This window comes from Sphingomonas sp. LHG3443-2 (genome assembly GCF_049896405.1).
Taxonomy (GTDB): Bacteria; Pseudomonadota; Alphaproteobacteria; order Sphingomonadales; family Sphingomonadaceae; genus Sphingomicrobium.
Window position 1 is genome coordinate 1173698 of record NZ_JAFCUG010000001.1, and the last position, 18789, is coordinate 1192486.

At 65.0% G+C, this 18789-nt stretch carries 13 protein-coding genes and 1 pseudogene; 11 read left to right on the forward strand and 3 right to left on the reverse strand.

Annotated elements, in window-relative coordinates:
- The first annotated feature begins 346 nt into the window (after nt 1-346).
- From ACP69Z_RS05840 to ACP69Z_RS05850, 3 genes are all read left to right on the forward strand, one after another.
- Nucleotides 347-1102 (forward strand): cell wall hydrolase, encoded by a 756-nt coding sequence (locus ACP69Z_RS05840; protein WP_426266584.1) that lies wholly within the window; start codon nt 347-349, stop codon nt 1100-1102.
- A 177-nt stretch (nt 1103-1279) separates the two neighbouring features.
- Nucleotides 1280-1774 (forward strand): response regulator, encoded by a 495-nt coding sequence (locus ACP69Z_RS05845; RefSeq protein WP_426266585.1) that lies wholly within the window; start codon nt 1280-1282, stop codon nt 1772-1774.
- 58 nt (nt 1775-1832) lie between these two features.
- The gene (locus tag ACP69Z_RS05850) at nt 1833-3125 is read left to right on the forward strand and encodes a L,D-transpeptidase family protein (RefSeq protein ID WP_426266586.1); all 1293 of its coding nucleotides are present in this window, start codon (nt 1833-1835) and stop codon (nt 3123-3125) included.
- 206 nt (nt 3126-3331) lie between these two features.
- Here ACP69Z_RS05850 and ACP69Z_RS05855 read toward each other — a convergent pair whose 3' ends face one another.
- Genes ACP69Z_RS05855 through ACP69Z_RS05865 form a run of 3 tightly spaced genes read right to left on the reverse strand, consistent with a single transcriptional unit; the run spans nt 3332 to nt 8731 of the window.
- Complete coding sequence (locus tag ACP69Z_RS05855) at nt 3332-4237, reverse strand: DUF4886 domain-containing protein (protein ID WP_426266587.1); 906 nt, start codon at nt 4235-4237, stop codon at nt 3332-3334.
- 2 nt (nt 4238-4239) lie between these two features.
- Nucleotides 4240-7371, reverse strand: coding sequence for a TonB-dependent receptor domain-containing protein (locus ACP69Z_RS05860; RefSeq protein ID WP_426266588.1), 3132 nt, complete (start codon nt 7369-7371; stop codon nt 4240-4242).
- A gap of 16 nt (nt 7372-7387) precedes the next feature.
- On the reverse strand, nt 7388-8731 hold the full coding sequence (locus tag ACP69Z_RS05865) for a dicarboxylate/amino acid:cation symporter (RefSeq protein ID WP_426266589.1): 1344 nt from the start codon (nt 8729-8731) through the stop codon (nt 7388-7390).
- A gap of 242 nt (nt 8732-8973) precedes the next feature.
- Here ACP69Z_RS05865 and ACP69Z_RS05870 point away from each other — a divergent pair, with 242 nt between their 5' ends.
- The 8 genes and pseudogenes from ACP69Z_RS05870 (at nt 8974) to ACP69Z_RS05905 (ending at nt 18683) form a co-directional block, all read left to right on the forward strand.
- Nucleotides 8974-10752 carry a sensor histidine kinase gene (locus ACP69Z_RS05870; protein WP_426266590.1) on the forward strand — a complete coding sequence of 593 codons (1779 nt, stop codon included), beginning with the start codon at nt 8974-8976 and terminating at the stop codon, nt 10750-10752.
- Entirely contained in the window at nt 10749-12104 is a 1356-nt protein-coding gene (locus ACP69Z_RS05875; protein ID WP_426266591.1) for a sigma-54-dependent transcriptional regulator, read from the forward strand. The genes ACP69Z_RS05870 and ACP69Z_RS05875 overlap by 4 nt, the downstream gene beginning before the upstream one ends.
- A gap of 149 nt (nt 12105-12253) precedes the next feature.
- Nucleotides 12254-15082: a M16 family metallopeptidase gene (locus ACP69Z_RS05880; protein ID WP_426266592.1), complete on the forward strand. Its 2829-nt coding sequence runs from the start codon at nt 12254-12256 to the stop codon at nt 15080-15082.
- Nucleotides 15083-15495: 413 nt separating this feature from the next.
- Entirely contained in the window at nt 15496-15762 is a 267-nt protein-coding gene (locus ACP69Z_RS05885; protein WP_426266593.1) for a hypothetical protein, read from the forward strand.
- A gap of 36 nt (nt 15763-15798) precedes the next feature.
- The gene (locus tag ACP69Z_RS05890; RefSeq protein ID WP_426266594.1) at nt 15799-16515 is read left to right on the forward strand and encodes a LuxR family transcriptional regulator; all 717 of its coding nucleotides are present in this window, start codon (nt 15799-15801) and stop codon (nt 16513-16515) included.
- A gap of 444 nt (nt 16516-16959) precedes the next feature.
- Nucleotides 16960-17103: pseudogene (locus ACP69Z_RS05895) on the forward strand (hypothetical protein); the annotation flags it as partial.
- A gap of 34 nt (nt 17104-17137) precedes the next feature.
- Complete coding sequence (locus tag ACP69Z_RS05900) at nt 17138-17332, forward strand: hypothetical protein (RefSeq protein ID WP_426268116.1); 195 nt, start codon at nt 17138-17140, stop codon at nt 17330-17332.
- On the forward strand, nt 17313-18683 hold the full coding sequence (locus ACP69Z_RS05905) for a TonB-dependent receptor domain-containing protein (RefSeq protein WP_426266595.1): 1371 nt from the start codon (nt 17313-17315) through the stop codon (nt 18681-18683). Before ACP69Z_RS05900 ends, ACP69Z_RS05905 begins: the two co-directional genes overlap by 20 nt.
- Nucleotides 18684-18789 lie beyond the last annotated feature (106 nt).

Here is an 18789-nt window from a genome sequence, read left to right on the forward strand (position 1 = left end):
CCTTTTTCTGTCACTGAGTCGGCAAGTAGGCTGAATGGCCGTTTTTCAACTCACCGCTGCGATCTGTCCGCTCGTCCGATCGATTGTCCCGGATCGGGAACCGTTCCCGCAACTCGTCCCGCCGCCTGCTCGCTTCAGCCATTAACGGCTGTGCGCGCATCATTTTCTTCATATCTCACCGTCAACAAGACGAGAGCGACGGTGCCACCCACGTTTCGGGGAGCACCAGGGCAAGTCGGACGAGGGCGAAGCCGCTGCACCCGAGGGGTGCGGATGTGTAGCGTGGCCGGACCCTCGACCGCAGAATAGTGAGAATGATTTGATCAAGCGTTTGGCGTTGGGCCGCGTGCCCGCGATTGTCTTCCTGTTGGCCGCATCCGGCCTTGCGGCTCCTGCCGCAGCTCAGGTCAGCACACTCGCAGCAACTCCGGTTGCACCAACCACCGCCACCGCTTCCACGCCGGTCGCCGCCGTGACTGCGCTTCCTGCCAACACTTCGCCTTCCAGCGCGCCGACCCCGATCCTTCAGGTCACGCCGACCCCCGCCGCCACTGTTCTTCAGCCGGTTGGTCCGGGCCGCGCAGCTATTCTTTCCACCGCGCCACGTCCGGTAACCGGCGTGACGCCGCCGACGGGCACCACCGGTGTCCGCCCCGCAGTTACCCACGCCGGCTTGTGGCCGATGGTATGGGCCAAGACGCAGACCGCAGCGCCTGCCCTGACCGAACAGGAAGAGTGCATCGCCATTGCGGTCTATCACGAAGCCCGCGGCGAGCCGCTCGATGGGCAGCTTGCGGTTGCCGAGGTGATCATGAACCGCGCTGCTTCGGGCCGCTATCCCGGCAGCTGGTGCGACGTGGTCAAGCAGCCATGGCAGTTCAGCTTCGTCAATCCGCGCACCGGCCACGTGCCGGCGGTGAACCGTGAGAGCGCCAGCTGGGCCTATGCGCAGGCGATCACCCGTATTGCGGTCGGCAACTTCGCCGATGCGCTGCCCGGCGATGTCCTCTGGTACCATGCCGATTATGTCGCGCCGAGCTGGGGCCGCCGGCTCGCCAAGGTGGAAAAGATCGGCGCCCACATCTTCTACCGCGCCAGCTAAGCAGGCGGTTACTGCACAATTCGTGCGGTCAAGTGTGACGTCATGACGTCTCGGCTCCGTAACTACTCGGTTCACCGATAACCCGCTCAACCCGGGATTCGCATTGCCGACTCGCCCTGCAACCCTCGTGGCTGGGCGGCCTTGCCGCCCGGGAGGGCGTGCAAGGTGTTGAAGATATTGATAGTCGAGGACGAACGGCCGCTGGCCGAAACCCTCCGATACCTGGTCGAGGACAATCCTCGTTATCGGGTGGTGGGGATCGCCTCCGACCTGCCCTCGGCATTGGAACTGCTGGAACATGGCCAGCCCGACCTCGCGCTGGTTGATCTCCACCTTGCCCACGGCTCAACCGGCTTCTCGGTCGCGGTGCGCCTCAATGATGCCGGCGTACCCTGCCTGTTCGTGACAGGAAGGCCACCGGGCTTTGCCATGCCCGACCTTGCGCTTGGCCTGTTGCTCAAGCCGTTCACCGGCAATGACGTGCATCGCGCCTTGGCACTTGCCGAAGACGTGATGCGAGGCCGCGAGACGCTTCGCCCGCGCTTGCCACGTAACCTCCAGCTGTTCGATCCCGAAGAAGAGCCTGCCGATGAAGGTCCGCCCGCTCCGCTTCCGCCCCGCCAGGGTTTCAAGGCGAGACTCGAACGATGGATCGGCGGAAGTCCGCATTGAACTTGTCAGTCAACCGTTCGTTAAACGGGCAAGCAACTGATTAGACGAGTATTTCGCTGTGCCCCATCGACTGTTCCTCGGCGCTGCCCTTTGGGCGGTGGCGCTGGGCGGAGCCGTGCCGGCACCCGCCGCGACCGCCGCCACTACTAGCGACCGGATGCCGGCGGCAAGTGCCGTAGCGCGTTTCTACGAAGCTCGCCAGCAGCCCCTGTGGCTGCAATCGCCCGACGCTGTGCGGACGCTGCTCGAGGCGCTGCGAACGGCCGACGTCGATGGGTTTGGGCAAGGGCCGGAGCTTGCCAGCCGGATCGAGCGCGTGCTGGGCGAAGCGGACGTCGGCATGCCGGGCGCCGCGCGTGAGGCCGAGCGGCTGATGAGCAATGCCTTCGTGCTGCATGCGCAAGCGCTCAAATGGCCGGGCAGCAACTCCATGATCTATGCCGACCCGTCGCTCGCCCCGCGTGTGCCGAGCCCGGCCGAGGTGCTGGAGCGCGCTGCCGCCGCGCCCGATCTCGCCGATTACGTCCGCCGAACCGTGGACGTGAACCCAATCCACGCCGCCCTGCGCGACGCGGCGATCCGCGACATGCGCCTGCTCGGCACCCCGCCACGTGCGTTGAAAGCGAGCCTCGAGCGCTCGCGCCTGCTGCCGTCGGACGGCCGCTTCGTCCTGGTCGACATCGCCAGCCAGCAGTTGATGATGATCGAGGACGGCCGCGTCGTAGATCAGATGAAGGTGGTGGTCGGAAAGCCGGGCATGAAGACGCCGCTCCTTGCCGGCACGCTGCGCCAGGCGACCTTTAATCCGTACTGGAACGTGCCTGTGGACCTTGCCGCCAGTAACATCGCGCAGAACGTGCTCAAGAATGGTCTCGGCTGGTTCAAGGCCCGCGACTATGAGGTGCTGACCGGCTGGACCGCCGATGCCACGGTGGTCGACCCCGCGAGCATCGATTGGCAGGCGGTCGCCGATGGCCGGATCGAGGCGCGCGTGCGCCAGCGCCCGGGTCGCGGCAATTCGATGGGGGCGATGAAGTTCGAGTTTCCCAACGATCGCGGCATCTATCTCCACGACACGCCCGACCGCCAGCTGTTCGCCGAAGCCGAGCGGACCTTCAGCTCCGGCTGCGTCCGGCTGGAGGATGCGTCACGTCTCGGACGCTGGCTCCTTGGCCGCGAGCCGGTGGCGGAGAGCAGCCAGCCCGAGCTCAACGTCGCACTGCCGACGCCGGTACCCGTGTTCCTGACCTATTTGACGGTACGGCCCGGCAACGACGGAACGCTGGCCTACGCGCCCGACGTCTACGGCCTCGACGCGGCTCCCGAGAGCCAACTCGCCGCCGCTCAGTAGGGTGCGATCATCGGCGTTTGTCCCACCGGCAACAGCGTCGCGAGTCGAACAGCAACCCGCGCTGCCCGCCCGACGGTGCGAATGCTTTCAGGATTCGGCGATCGAAGAGCCGAGCGGCCGGGAAGGGCGCCATGCCATCACCCCGGTGGGCATGAACGAGCGTCTGAAGGCGGGCGCGCTCGCAATTGAGTCATCCGCAACGCCACCTAACGTCGGCTAACTTGGCACCTTCCGCCTCGTCGGCTAGCGATTTCGTCGCTGGCTACCTTCTGGAGAGCGGCCGCCTGCTCGTCGCTGAGGCCGAGCTCATCGGCAGCCCGCTCGTCCTTGCCCAGGGTCGTCGGATCAATGCCGGTGACCGCGCCGAAGACCACCAGTGCTTCCAGATAATAGCCGGGGACGCTGCCATGGTAATGGTCGTAAGCCCACAAACCGAGCTTTCCGAATTCGATCCCGTCATAAGGGTTGGGATCGGCGACGCCGGTTTCGAACGCCCGGTTCCAGGCAGTACCAACCGGCAGCACCTGCTGGACGGCGGTGACTTGCTTGCAAACGGCTTCGCTGGCTGATTGCAGATCGCCCGCCATGACCGCGATGTTCGCTCCCGACCAGCGCGAGCCAGGCTTGTAGGTAAGATCGGCCCGGCTCCAGGTCGCCATCAGGTTGATCTGCACTTTCGGGTTGCGGCGCTGCAGGAGCTCGGCGAGGCGGGCGGTGTCTCGCGCGGTGGCCGTAGGATCGCCGGGCCGTTCCCGATTGAGGGTGCTGAATTCCTGCAGCACGACCACATCCCACGGCTTGTCGAACAAGCTGCGGCGCTCATCGTAATGGAAGCCGAGCGATTTGCCGCCCTGCGTCTCGAGGCTGACGGCGTAATTCAGGCCGGCCTGCTCGGTGAATGCCTTGAACAGCGCTGGCACACCGCCGTAGCCCGCGCGGTTGAGATCGCTCACGGACGAGGCGCGCCAGTTGCGCACCGCCGAATGGGCGCCCTGGGTAAAGCTGTTGCCGATGAACAGGATCGTTCGCGGTGCCGCTTCCGGCTTCGGTGCCTGGGCGGCGGCGGGCGACCCGAGCAGCGATGTCACCAGCAGGGCAGCCGCGAACTTCATCTTCAGAACTCCGTCGTCAACGAGGTGTAGAGGTAGCGGCCGTACGGGTTGTAGAGCGCCCCCAGATATCCCTCGGAAGTAAGCGGCGGCTTTTCGTCGGTGATGTTGCGTGCGCCGATCCGCCAGCGCACGTCGGCACCTTCCTCGGGGAGCAGCAGCTTGGTCTCGACATAGAGGTTCGCAGTGAGCTGTGATTTCACGCGGTAAGGGGTACCGTTCGCGTCGACAAAGCCGGTTTCGTCGACCGCGCCGGTGTAGCGAACGAAACTGCCGATCCGGAAGCGGCCCATCGACCAGGTCAGTGAGCCGGTGGCGCGCCACTTCGATCGTCCATTCGCTTCGATCAGGTCCTGCGTCTCGGGAAGCGGGGTCGCAGCATTGATCTGACCTTGGGCCCGCGCGGCCACAAGGGCGTCGACCGCGTCGCCCGGCGGACGCGAGAATTCAATCAGGCGCGTTGCGTTGAACGACAGGTCGAAGCGCCCGGCGCGGGTCCGTGGCGTGGTCCAGTAAACGCCGAGATCAACCCCGCGAACGGTTTGCGGAAGAAGATTGATGAACTGATCGCGCACGGCGGTGATCTGGCCGACCGGGGTGAGCCCGGTGCCGGCGAAGGCGGCGATGTCGTCGGCATTGGGGGCGGCGCGAACCACGTTGGGATTGGATGATCCCTGCAGCCGCAGCAGATAGTCGAGGGCGATCGCGGTGTCGTTGCCGAGGATGCCGACGATACCCTTCTGCCGGATCGACCAGTAATCGGCGGTCAGGGTGACCTTGCCGATGTCGCGGGGCAGGAACTTGGCTTCCAGCACCGTGCCGAGATTGTAGTTGGTGCTCTTCTCAGGCTGAAGATCGGGGTTGCCCGACACCCGCCGCGAATAGCCAACGTTGTTGCCGCATCCGCCAAAGGACGTGATGCGACCGGCGCGCAGGTCGGCTTCGCAACGGATGAAGTCCTGGGTGGTCGACAGGCGGGCATATTCGACGGCGTTCACCTGCTCGAGGTTGGGCGCCCGGAAACCCTTGGAATAGGATCCGCGCAGGCGGATGCCGTCGATCACATCCCACGCTGCCGCAACCTTGGGCCGTGCGACGCTGCCGAAGTCGCTGTAATGTTCGAACCGCCCAGCCAGCTGGAGATCAAGGCGTCGGACCAGCGGAATACCCATTTCCTCGGAGACGACCGGAACCGCAAGTTCGGCATAGCCCGCCGACACGGTGCGCTTGCCATAGGTGTCGGGATTGTCGCTGACCGCCGCGGCGTCGCTGATGGTAATCTGGCCGGTGACGAGATCCACGAACGGTGACGAGCCATCGACCGCCGCGTCGCGGTCGTCGCGCTGAGTCTCGCGGCGCACTTCGACGCCGAGGGCAAGTCCGACGTCGCCGCCTGGCAGGGCAAACAGGCGCGAGCGCGACGCTCGCAAGTCGGCCATCGTGAGGGTGGTCCGGGACCGCCGCTTCAGTTGAAAGCCGATGGCATCGATCGCGGCCTGGCTGCTCGGCGTGCAGTCACCGAAACTGGGGGTCGCGGTGCAGCCGCCGTTGAAGGGATTGTAGGCGTCAGGCGTGCTGAGCGCGAGGCTACGCTGGAGGGCCGAACTGCGTACCGCGAAGGAGCTGTCCTCGGCCTTGGCATCGGAATAGGTGAAGGCGCTGTCCCAGCGGAAGCCGAATGTTTCGCCCTTGATCCCGATCAACGCGCGGCGCTGTTCGCCGGTGACGTCGACGCGCTGGGGGCCGGTGTCGACGAAGCGATAGTTGGTGAGCGTGACCGGGAGCCCCTCGGCCGGAACGCCGGTGAGGCCAGGGATGCGATTGGGGTTTGGCTGCCCGTTAATCAGGGTCGGCCCGAACGGATTGTAATAGTTGCTCGCCGGAATGGTGATGCTGTTGAGGTTGATCACCGGCGGCTGAATGCGGGTCGTGTCTGAATGGTAATAGCCAAGCTCGGTGAAAAGGGTGAGCCCGTCGGTGAGGTCATAATGGCCGGCGGCGAAGGCGTTGATGCGTTTCACCGCAGGATAGACGGTTGTTCCCACCGCCGTGTCGTAGCGCACGTCGCGGAAGGATCCGCCGGTCGCAAGCGCCGTATTGACCAGGCAAAGCTCGGGGGTGAGCGCATAGGTGCAGCCACCGAACTGGACCGGGCGGACGGTGAACGACCCGGCGGCCGACGTCAGGTTGGTGGTCCCGCGGCGCGGGCGGCCTTGCGTCACCGGCACCTGAAGCGCCGGAAAGACACCGCGAGTCGCCCTGGTGTCGGGTCCGGTCAGCCCGCCGAAATCGGGATCGTCGGCAAACAACGGTCGCAGATCAGCCGACGCCGTGAACTCCTGGTCGGACGCACGCAGCGCTTCGCGTTCGGTATATTCAACCGAGGCGGTGATGTTGCCGCGCGCGAAATTTCGGCCGAACACGCCGCCCACCTGGAGCTCGCGCAGGTGCGTGCCTTCGGCGCCGCCATATTGGGCTTCAAGACGGAGGCCGTCGTAATTGGTCTTGAGCACCGTATTCACGACGCCCGCCACCGCATCGGACCCATAAAGCGCGGCCGCACCTTCGAGCAGCACTTCGAGGCGGCTCAGCCCGAGGGTTGGAATGGCGTTGCTGTTGAAGCTCAACACGGGAACGGTGCCGGTATCGGACAGCCCCTGGCTTGCCGGGTGAGTAACAACCCGGCGGCCGTTCAGCAGAACCAAGGTGTTGCCGACACCCAGCGAGCGCAAATTGACCGAACCGACGTCGCCGCGCGCGGCATTGCTGGTCTGGGCATTGTTGCCGGGGTTGAACGTGACGTCGCCCATTTGGGGGATGGCACGGATCAATTCGTCGCCGCTGACCGCGCCGATGGCGTCGAGCTTGTCTTCGTTGACGACCACCACGGGCAAGGCATCGGTGACACGAGCACCTACGATGCGGCTGCCGACGACCACGATATCCTGCGCCGGGGCCTCGCCTTGCGCGGGCGGCGATGCTTCATCCACCTGGCCTGTCGGTCCGACCACCGACGGCTCGTCTGGGCCAGCGCTTGGCGCAGACTGAGAAGACGGCGCAGGTGCTGCCGTTTGCGCCGTGAGCGGGCTGGTGGCGGCGCCGAACACGGTGGCCAGCAGCAGGGTCTTGTATGACATGGGTTCTCCTCCCCGTTTAATCTTGCGGCGCAGCGCCAAGGGCCTGCAGCTCGCCTTCGATGTCTTGCTTGGCGTCCGATGTGCCGGGTAGCGGGCGACCGGGCGCGCCGCTCAGCGCCGCGGCGAGCTGGTCGCGGTCGAGCGCGTTGTCCCAGCGGGCAACGACGATCGTTGCCACTGCATTGCCGATGAAGTTGGTGAGGCTCCGGCACTCGCTCATGAAGCGATCGATGCCGAGGATCAGCGCCATGCCGGCAACCGGCACCGAAGGAACGATCGACAGGGTCGCAGCAAGGGTGATGAAGCCCGCGCCGGTGACACCTGCCGCGCCCTTGGAGCTGATCATCGCGACCAGCAGCAGCGCAATTTGGTCACCAAGTGACAGGTCGACGTTGCAGGCCTGCGCGATGAACAGCGCTGCCAGCGTCATGTAAATGTTGGTGCCGTCGAGATTGAACGAATAGCCCGTCGGCACGACCAGCCCGACCACGCTGCGTGAGCAGCCGGCGCGCTCCATCTTGTCGATCAGCGTGGGCAGCGCGGCTTCCGACGAGCTCGTCCCCAGCACGAGCAGAAGTTCGGCTTTCAGATAGCGCAGCAGCGCAAACAGCGAGAAGCCGGTGAAGCGCGCCACCAGGCCCAGGACGACTGCCACGAACAGAAACGACGTCAGATAAAAGGTCGCCAGAAGCAGCCCGAGATTGGCCAGCGTGCCGATCCCGTAGGCGCCGATGGTGAAGGCGATCGCCCCGAACGCCCCGATGGGCGCCGCTCGCATCAAGATGCCGACGAGGCGGAAGACGACGAGGCTGAGGCGCTCGAGCATGTCGTGGACCGGGCGCGCGGGCTCACCCACCAGGGCCAGCGCAATGCCGAACAGGATGGCGACCAACAGTGTCTGCAGGATCGACCCTTCGGTCAGCGCCGAGACCATCGTCGTCGGGATGATCCCGAGCAGGAAGGCGGTGATGCTGCTTTCCTGAGCCTTTTCGGTGTAGGTGGCGACGGCGCCCTGATCGAGGCTGGCCGGATCGATGTTCATGCCCGCGCCCGGCTGGACGACATTGGCGACGATCAGGCCGATGATGAGCGCCAGGGTCGAAAAGAACAGGAAATAGGCGAACGCCTTGCCCGCAACCCGCCCGACCGCCGCCATCTCCTTCATGCCGGCGATACCGGTGACAAGAGTGAGGAAGATGACCGGCGCGATGATCATCTTCACCAGCTTGATGAACCCGTCGCCGAGCGGCTTCATCGCTTCACCGGTGCCCGGCCAGAAGTGGCCGACGACCACGCCCAACGCGATCGCCGCGATCACCTGGACGTAGAGATGCCGGTAGAATGGCCGGTGCTCCGGCACAGCCGGCGACGGCTCCGCGATTGTGACGATGATGTGCCTCCTCGGGGCGAGCGCTGAATACTTGCCAGCGACCGCCGCCCGTGCATCCTAGCCAGCGTGAAGAGCGGCACCATCCGAGCGAGAAAAGTAGGCTAAATGTCTGGGATTGTTCGCTTCTTCGCTTCCTCCCTTGTAGCAGACGCCCCGAATGTGTGCAGGAAACCGCGCATGCCCGGCGGTCGATGTGCAGAAAACCACACAAAATGGTGAAACGCTCGCGGCGATTCGTGGCGTTCTTCCTTGCAGCGCTCGCGCTGGTGCTTGCGCTGGCGTTCGTGGCGGCGGACCGCTGGAGCCGGATCACGGCCCGCGACAACGCTGAACTCGCCGCGCAAAGCGTGGCCCGCGCGAACCAGGGTCTGCTCGTCAGCGAGCTTCAGAAATTTCGCTTGCTTCCGCTGGTGCTGGCCGAATTTCCTGATGTCGCGGAGGTTCTGGCTGATGCCAATCCGGAGGCGACCGCGCACCTCAACGCGCAGCTCGAGCTGCTAGCCGGAAGAACCGACGCGGCGGTGATCTATCTGATCGGCCGCGACGGGGTGACGCGGGCCGCGAGCAACTGGCGGCTTCGGACCAGCTTTGTCGGCCAGAATTACGGATTTCGCCCCTATTTCCGCGGAGCGATGCGGGACGGAGCATCCGAGCTGTTCGCGCTCGGCACGGTCAGCGGCCGCCCAGGCCTCTATCTGGCGCGGCGGATCGACCAGAATGGCCGCGCGCTCGGCACCATCGTGGTCAAGGTTGAGTTCGACCGGCTGGAGAAGGCATGGGGCGTCGATGGCGGGATCGGGCTGGTGACCGATCCGCATGGCGTGGTCCTCGTCACAAGCCGACCAGCCTGGCGCTTCAAGACCACCGAGCCTCTCTCCCGGCGCGCGCTGGAGGATGCCGTTCGTACCTTGCAGTTCGGACCCTCGCCGCCTGCGCGGGCTCCGCTCAGCCTGTCGGGCTCCGAAGCCAGCGTCGGTGCCGGCCGCCGGCAGGAGCCCTATGTCGCGGGAACGCTTCCGGCGCCGATCGATGACGGGCGACTGACTGCCCTGGTACCGCTTCAGCCGTTCCTCGAGGACGCGCGCCGCGTGGCATTGTTGTGGGGACTGGCAATCCTGCTGGTGGCGGGGGCAATCGTCGCTGTCCTGCTGCGGCAGTGGGATCGCCAGCGCATGCTGCTCCAGTCCCGCGCCGCGCTGTCGCTCGAGGTCGAGCGCCAGACCGCCGAATTGCGCGATACCAATGCCCGGCTGCTGGTTGAATCGCAGGAGCGGGAAGAAGCCACCAACAAATATGTCGCGGCCCGCGAGGATCTCGCCCGCGCCAATCGCCTCGGGACCCTTGGCCAGATCACCGCCGGCGTGGCGCACGAGATCAACCAGCCCGTCGCGGCGATCAGGACGTTTGCCGAAAACTCCACCAAGCTGATCACGCGCAGCCGGCCGGAGGATGCACAGCTCAATCTCGGGCGGATCATCGCGCTGACCGAGCGCATCGCGTCCATCACCTCCGAGCTTCGCAGCTTCACCCGGCGCAAGACGCCGGTGCCGGTGCAGGCCACGCTGGGGTCGATCGTCGATGGCGCGCTGCTGCTGCTGGGCGCCAAGGCGTCGTCGCAGATCGAGATTGCCGTCTCCAGGGCTGATCGCGAGCATGTTCTGGTCGGTGACCGGGTGCGGCTCGAGCAAGTGCTCATCAACCTTCTCCGCAACGCGCTTGACGCCGTCGGCAAGCGGCCGGGCGCCATCCAGCTCACGGCGAGCGCGCAAGGCGACCGCATGACCATTCGCATCGTGGACCGCGGTCCCGGCATCGACCCCGCCATTCGCGAGCGGCTGTTCACCCCGTTCGAGACGGCAAAGAGCGGGGGCCTCGGCCTCGGCCTTGCCATCGCGCGGGATATCGCAAGGGAGTTCGACGGTGACCTGTGGCTCGATCCGATGGAGGGGCCGGGAGCGGCTTTCATCGTGTCCTTGAGGATTGCCCGATGATCGCTTCCGCAACCGTGTTGTTCGCCGAAGACGACCACGCGCTCCGGCTTGCCACCACCCAAGCGCTCGAGCTTGCCGGCTTCACGGTCCGGGCCTTCGAGCGGGCTGACGCGCTTCTCGCCAGCATTACTGGGGCGTTCGACGGGGTGATCGTGTCGGACATCAGGATGCCGGGCATGGACGGGTTGGAGTTGCTCGCTGCCGTCAAAAGCATCGACCGCGACATTCCGCTGCTTCTGGTCACCGGGCATGGCGACGTGCCGTTGGCGGTGAAAGCGTTAAAGGATGGCGCATTCGATTTCCTCAGCAAGCCGTTCGCGATCGATCACCTGACCGCGTCGGTGGCGCGGGCGCTGGAGCATCGCACCCTGCAGATCGAGAACCGCCGGCTGCGTGCCGCAGCGGATCTCCACGATGCCACCGATCCCCTGATCGGGACCAGCATAGCGATGGCACGGCTCCGTGCGTCGATCAGGCAGTTGGCAGCGGCCGATGTCGACGTGCTGATCGAAGGCGAAACAGGTGTCGGCAAGGAGGTCGTCGCGGCCCAGATCCACCGTTTCAGCAGGCGCGCCGGACGGCCTTTCGTTGCGGTCAATTGCGCCGCCTGGCTCGACAGCAGCTTTGAGGTCGAATTGTTCGGCCATGCCAGCGAGGCAGTCGCCCACCACCGCGCGGCCCGGCGCGGGATGATCGCCGCGTCGAGCGGCGGGACGCTGCTGCTCGACGAGATCGACAGTCTGCCATTGCCGATGCAGGCACGGCTGCTTCGGGTGATCGAGGAACGCGAAGTGCAGCCGCTCGGTGCCGAGCGGCCCGAGGCAGTCAATCTCCGCGTGATCGCGACAAGCAAGATCGATCTGGAGCGGGCGGCGCAGGAGGGCACGTTCCGCTTGGATCTGTTTCACCGCCTGGCCACCACTCGCCTCCGCGTTCCCGCATTGAGGGAGCGCGGCGATGACGTTCGCTTGCTCTTCGACGTCTTTGTCGAGGAAGCCAAAGAGCAGTTCGGTGTGCCGAACTTCGTGGCCCCCGCGGAGCAGGTCGCCCGGCTGCAGGTGGACGATTGGCCAGGCAATATCCGCGAACTGCGTAATCGCGCATTCGCTCTCGTCCTGGAGAATGGGCAGAAGGTCGGCGAGGGCCATGAGCCTGCAAGTGATTTCAGATCTCGCCTGGCTGAATATGAGGTCGCTCTAATCGAGGACGCGCTGCGCCAATGCGACGGAAGAGTGGGCGACGCGATCAAGCGCTTGGGTCTTCCCAGGAAGACGTTTTACGACAAGGCTAGCAGGCTCGGTATCGACATCGGTAAATTCCGCCCGTCCGCTACTGGCAAAGGAATCCGGTAAGCCTCTGGCACCCGCGTTACAGGCTCAGCGTCAGGAGCCGGGGCAATCCTCGCTGCCGTGACCCCCACGTACCCGTTCGTCGAAGGATTGTTGCGGCGTTTGCGAGGAGACTGAACGGTGTCGTCATCGTCATCATAGGGAAAACCGCCTTGAACGCTTTCGCGAGCCGCCTGCTGGGCGCTTTCCTCTTCTCCACGGCGATCGTCGCTCCGGCTGCCACCGCTCAGTCGGCGAAGATGGCCACGCCGACGATCCCCTTCACCGAGCGCAAGCTCGCGAACGGGCTGCGCGTGATTGCCATTCGCGACACCAGCACGCCCGATGTTACCGTGTCGATGTGGTATGAAGTGGGCTCGAAGCACGATCCCGAGGGTCGTTCCGGCTTTGCGCACCTGTTCGAGCACATCCTCAGCCGCAAGACGGTGAACATGCCGTACAACACCATCAACAAGATGGTGGATGACATCGGCGGCACGCGGAATGCCAGCACGTGGTACGACCGAACCAATTATTACGAGACGGTACCTGCCCAGTATCTCGAGCGGATGCTGTGGACCCATGCCGAGCGCATGGCCCGGCCGGTCATCGACAAGGAAGTGTTCGAAACCGAGCGCAACGTGGTCAAGGAGGAGCTCCGCCAGCGCGTGCTCGCGCCGCCGTACGGCCGGCTTTATTCCTTTGCGCTTGGCGAGAACGTCTACAACCTTCTGCCGCACCGGCGGCCGACTATCGGCAGCATCTCCGACCTCGACAGCGCCACGCTGGAGGATGCGCGCGCTTTTCACGAGGCATTCTACGGACCTGACACCGCGACCCTGATCGTGTCGGGCAACTTCCAACCGGCGCAGCTCGATGCGCTCGTGAACAAGTATTTCGCTGCGGTTCCCAAGCGCGCGCGTCCGGCCAGCCTTGCGATCAAGGGCAAGGACCAGCCGCTGACAGGGCGGCGGGTCAATGCAACCGGTCCCAACGTGCCGTTGCCGGTGGTCGGGTCGGCGTGGCAGACGCCCGGCGCCGCCAGTGCCGACATGGCGGCCTTGGAAGTGCTCGACGGCATCCTGACCCGGGGCGACAGCAACCGCCTCCAGACCGCGCTGGTGAAGCCGGGCCTGTCGACCCAACCGATCAGCCAACTCAACGACACGGAAGAGCAGGGCTATTATGCGCTGATGGCCATTGTCGCGAGCGGACGCGAGCCAGAGGTGGTCGCGACCGAACTTGACCGCGCGCTGGATGCGCTTCGAGCGACGGGACCCACGGCGGCGGAACTGACCGAAGCCAAGAACGAGCTGCTCTCGGCCGGTCTCCAGGAGCGCGAGGTCGCCAGCAGCCGCGCGTTCACGCTTGGCGAAGGCCTCGTCCGCACCGGCGATCCGCGAGCTGCCGACAAGCGCCTGGCGGCCATTACCCGGGTCACCGCGTCCGACGTCCAGCGCGTCGCCCGGACCATCCTCAACCCGGCCAAGCGGGTCGAGCTTCGCTATGCCAAGGGTGACGGCGACGCCAAGGGCTGGGCCAATCCGACGCCGCTGCCGCGCTTCTCCAGCCCACCGCCGGCCGCGCAGGCACCGCTCGCACTCCTGCCCGAAGGGCAGCGCCAGGCGCCGCCGGCCCCGGGCACGCCCGCGACCTACGCGATGCCCGCGCTGACCGAGGCAACGCTCGCCAATGGCATGAAGCTGGTGACTGCCCGAACCGGAACGGTGCCGCTTGCCACCCTGACCGTCGCCATTCGCGCCGGCTCCGCAGTTGAAGCACGCGACAAGGCGGGCCTGGCGGCAATGGTCGCCGACATCGCCAGCAAGGGCACGACCACCCGTTCCGCCGACCAGATCGCGGCCGGGCTCGAGAGCCTCGGGGCCGAACTGTCCTCGTCAGCGTCGCTCGACGGGACCGTCCTCTCGGTGACTGCGCCCGTGGCGACCCTGCCGCAGGCGGCGGAGATCCTTGGCGACATCCTCGCCAACGCAACTTTCCCCGAAGAGGATTTCGCCCGGGAACGGAAGCGGGCTCTCGATGGCCTGCAGGTCGCGCTGAAGGATCCCAATCAGCTGGGCGGACGCGTTCTGCCGCCGGTGGTGTTCGGCAACGCGCCTTACGGGATCGTTCCGGGCGGCACGCCGGCAAGCTTGGCCGCGCTCCGCCGCGAGGACCTGGCTTCGTTCCGCCAGACCTGGTGGCGCCCCGACCTCGCCACTGCCTTTGTGTCGGGCGGGATCGACCCGGTGCAGGCTCGGCAGTTGACCGAACGAGCATTGGGCGGCTGGCGCGCGACGGGCGCGGCTCCGGCGCTGCCGACCGATGTCGCCGGAAGCGAGCAGGCAGCCCGCACCCTGGTCATCGATCTGCCGGGGGCAGGGCAGGCGACGGTGATCGCCGCCGTTCGCGGCATCTCGCGCGGCGATGCGGCTTATTATGACGCGCTGCTCGCCAACAGCATTCTGGGCGGCTCGTCGACCGGGCGGCTGTTCCAGGAAATCCGCGTCAAGCGTGCGCTGAGCTACGGCGCCAACAGCGCACTCGCCGCAGGCCTTGGCGGCGGCACGTTGTCGGCCAGCGCCTCGACCAAGAACGAGAGTGCCGCGGACGTGGCGCAGGTGTTCCTCAATGAATTCGCCCGGATCGGGACCGAGCCACTTGGCGCCACGGACGTCGAAAACCGGAAGACCTTCATGGTCGGAAGCTTCCAGCGCTCGCTCCAGAGCAGTGTCGGCTTCAATGCAACGCTCGCCGGAGCGGCCTTGCGAGGAGTCTCACCGACAGAACAGCTCGCCTATGCGGATCGGGTGCGTTCAGTCAGCGGAACCGCGGCCACGTCGGCCATCGGACGGCTATTGCAGCCCAGCCGGGTGAGCCTGATCATCGTCGGAGACTCGGCGAAGTTCATCGACAAGCTGAGGGCCTTGCGCCCCAACGTGCAGGTGGTCGCGGCCGACAAGCTCGATCTCGCCACAGTTGCGCTCGCAACGGCCAAGTAGCTCGGAGGTGCGCCGGTGGCTTCAGCGACATCACAATTGATCGCCCGCCTCACCGGAAATCCTTTCTGCGAGATCATGGGCGTCACCGGCCGCAGCTTGTCGCTGCGTCGCGTAGGGACGGCGGCGGTGCCAGCAGGAGTTCGCACCTGTCGACCTTCGGCATCCCCAGATTTGAGTATCGAAATCCCTGCAGGAGTGGGCGTAGGCACAAGCCAGGCAAGGGGCGGCCAGTCTCGCCCCGCGCAGCGCTTTCCAGCAACCGCTTACTCGTGGTGGTGAATACTATGGGTGTTCAGGCTATGTCATTGGCTGAGTGGAACCCGGGACTGGGTCTCGCGAGCGGGAGCTGCAACAAGGCATTCCGAGGCGGGTACCACTATGATGTGGTCGCCACGGGGCGACCGACCATGCCGGTGCCGCTCACCAAAGCCACGCTTGATGCGGCGGCGGGCGACATCGACGAAGCGGCCTTGGCGGAGAATGGTCGGCAGTACATCAGGATGAGGCTTGAGCGTCTCGCCAGCCAGATCGGCCCGACCAAGGAAGGCGCCAGGCGACTTAAACCGCACGTGCGGCTGCTATGCGAGCAGATCGACCAATGGTATCGTGTACGCGATCGCCTTACCGCCAACAGCCTCACCCGGCATGCCTTGTCGCTCCTGCTATCACTGCCTGGATAGGGGCGGGGGCATCGGTGTGATTGGCCCGGAGATCGGATGATCAGTCCCGCACTTGAACGGGCGATCCTGGTGATTGAAGCGCTTGAAGGGGTTGATGAGCCCACCGACCTTCTGGCGGCCACCTCGAACATCCTGTCGGCCTACGGCTATTCCGCCTTTGTTTTGTCGCGGCTGCCGAAAGTTGGCGGCAATCGGCAGCCCGAAATACTTCTGAACGGTTGGCCTGACGGCTGGATGGCGCGCTACCATGAAGCCGAGCATTTCAAGATCGACCCGGTCGCGAACCATTGCTTGCGCTCAGAGACGTCGCTCTACTGGACCGAAATCGCCGAGATACGGAAGAAAGAAGCGGGTGCGGTCACCATGGTGGGTGAAGCATCCGAGTTCGGACTTCTCCATGGTCTGTGCGTACCGATACATACTGCCCTTGGCTCCGGAGGATTGTCCATTGCCGGTGACAAGGTTGGGGTGGAACCTGGCCTGAAAGCAATAACATCCTTGCTCACGTTCCGAGTGTGGCAATCGCTTGAAAGTGGCCTGACCTCAGAGCGGGCTGCATCACTCAGCGAGCGGGAGAAAGATGTTCTTTGCTGGACCGCGGTTGGAAAGACCGCCTCTGAAATTGGGACCATCCTGTCGATAAGCGAACACACCGTTGCTCAACATCTGAAGAACGTCCGTTCGAAACTTCGCACTCAGAACAGCGCTCATTCAGTCGTGCGAGCGCTTCAATTGAAACAGATAAGTCTCTGATGATAGGGCGGTAATCAGGGGTTTCGGCTGCCCTGCGCAGTGGCGAACCAATTAAGCGCTGTGGTAGCACTGCAACACGCTGAAATATTACGCAGCGTAATACGGGAGCTCACCTTTACGGAAGCTTTGAGCAGGCGCAGACGAGTGACGTGCGGGGGCAACACGAAGAAGATTTTTGCTGCACCCCCTATTGTTGGAGGTACTGCAACCGTGACGCCACGCTTTATCAAAACGCACCTTCTGACCAGCGCCGCTGCCCTTGCACTTTCCGCAATCGGTACGGCTGCTTCGGCTCAGGCCGCGCCAGCCGCGCAGGACAGCCAGCAGCCCAGCGGGCCAGCTGTGGACGAAGCGGACCCTGCCAATCCCGCTGAGGCGTCGGAAATCGTCATCACCGGTTCGCTGCTGCGCCGGGAGAACGCCCAGACCGCCCTGCCGGTGACCGTGATCACCAGTGACTCCTTGGAGCGAGCCGGCATCACCAACACGGCTGACGCTGTTCGCCAAGCTGCTGCCGACGGCGCGGGGTCGATCGGTGTGGGCTTCACCAGCGGCTTCTCGGCCGGCGGCTCGGCCGTGTCGCTGCGTAACCTTGGCGTCTCATCGACCCTTCTGTTGGTGAATGGCATGGCGCTCGGCCAACTATCCCGTCAGCGACGACGGCCACAACAGCTACGCCGACCTCACCAGCATTCCGCAGGTCAACGTCGAGCGGATCGAAGTCCTGAAGGACGGCGCCTCGGCTCCCGCCGATCACCTCGCTCTCGAATTCGAGCGAGTTCACGGTGGATGGCTCGGTGTCGCACGCGCTGTTTGAACTGCCGGGCGGCCCGCTGCAGCTCGCCGTTGGCGGCCAGTACCGCAAGGAAAAGCTGACCAACCGTAGTGCCAATCCGAACCTCGACGTACCGGGTCTGTCGACGGCGCAGGCTTATGGTAATCGCGACGTCTGGGCCGGCTTCTTCGAAGTCAACGCGCCAGTTCTCGACTCGCTCGAGCTGACCGCTTCGGGCCGCTACGACGATTACTCGGAAGGTTTCAGCAAGTTCTCACCGAAGGCCAGCTTCAAGTTCCAGCCGATCAGGCAGGTCGCACTGCGCGGCTCCTATTCGGAAGGCTTCCGGGCTCCCACCTTCGCCGAAGCAAATCCGCTGAGCTCCTTCTCGGGCTTCGTCGGCTTCACTCTGCCGGCAGCATTCGCCGCCGCGCACGCCGCCAATCCGTCTTACTTCGCCAACTACTCGATCGGTCGTGGTTACGTCGGCAACCCTGACATCGAACCCGAGACCTCCAAGAGCTACACGCTTGGCGCGGTGTTCGAGCCTTCCCGCTGGTTCCAGCTCACCGCCGACTGGTTCCACGTCAAGAAGTCGAACCTGATCGTCACCGGTCCGCTTTCGGGCGCGGCGATCAACGCCTATTATTCGGTGGCAGGTCAGACCTTCGCCTCGGCGGCGGCGGCCTCTGCAGCGGGCTGCGCGGCGCTTGCGGCTGTTGCGCCGGGTTACTCGTGCAACGTTATCGACGGTGCCGATCCGTTCGCGCTGAACGCTCTTCCGCGCCTCCTAGTGCTGAACGCGCCCTACGTGAACGCCAACTATGACGTCGTCGAAGGTCTGCAGTTCACTGCGTCGGCCAACGTACCGGTCACCAATGACCTGCGTTGGCGGAGCCGCCTGGATGTCCAGGAAACGCTGAAGTACAACCGTTATCTCAGCGACGGCAGCGTGCAGCGCTTCACCGGCACGGTCGGCCCGGCCGACCTGTCGTCGGGTGGCGGAACGCCCAAGTGGCGCGGCAACTGGCAGAACACCCTTGAATTCGGTCGCTTGTCACTGACTGCAACGACCTACTTCGTCGGCAAGATGAAGGGGGTCGCGACGGACCAAGGCAATCTGGACACGTCATGCGCCGCGACCCTCTACAAGGACGCTGCCGGCGGAAACAGCTTCTGCAAGATCAGGCGTTTCATCTACGCAGACCTCAACGCGACGCTGGAAGTGAACGACCGCTTCGAGTTCTACGGCATCATCGGGAACGTGACCAACGCCAGGGCGCCGCTCTATGCGAACGTCCTCTACACCACGCAGCCGAACTACCTTGCCTCGTGGCATATTCCGGGCCTGATCGGCCGGACCTTCCGAGCTGGTGTGAACTTCCGCTTCTAACAGCGGACCCCGTGACAGCGAGCGGCGTCGATAGCGCCGTTCGCTGTCACTCACGCTTATCGGTTGGAAGGGCGTCGTACCTCCGCCGCCCTTGCCTAACGACCCT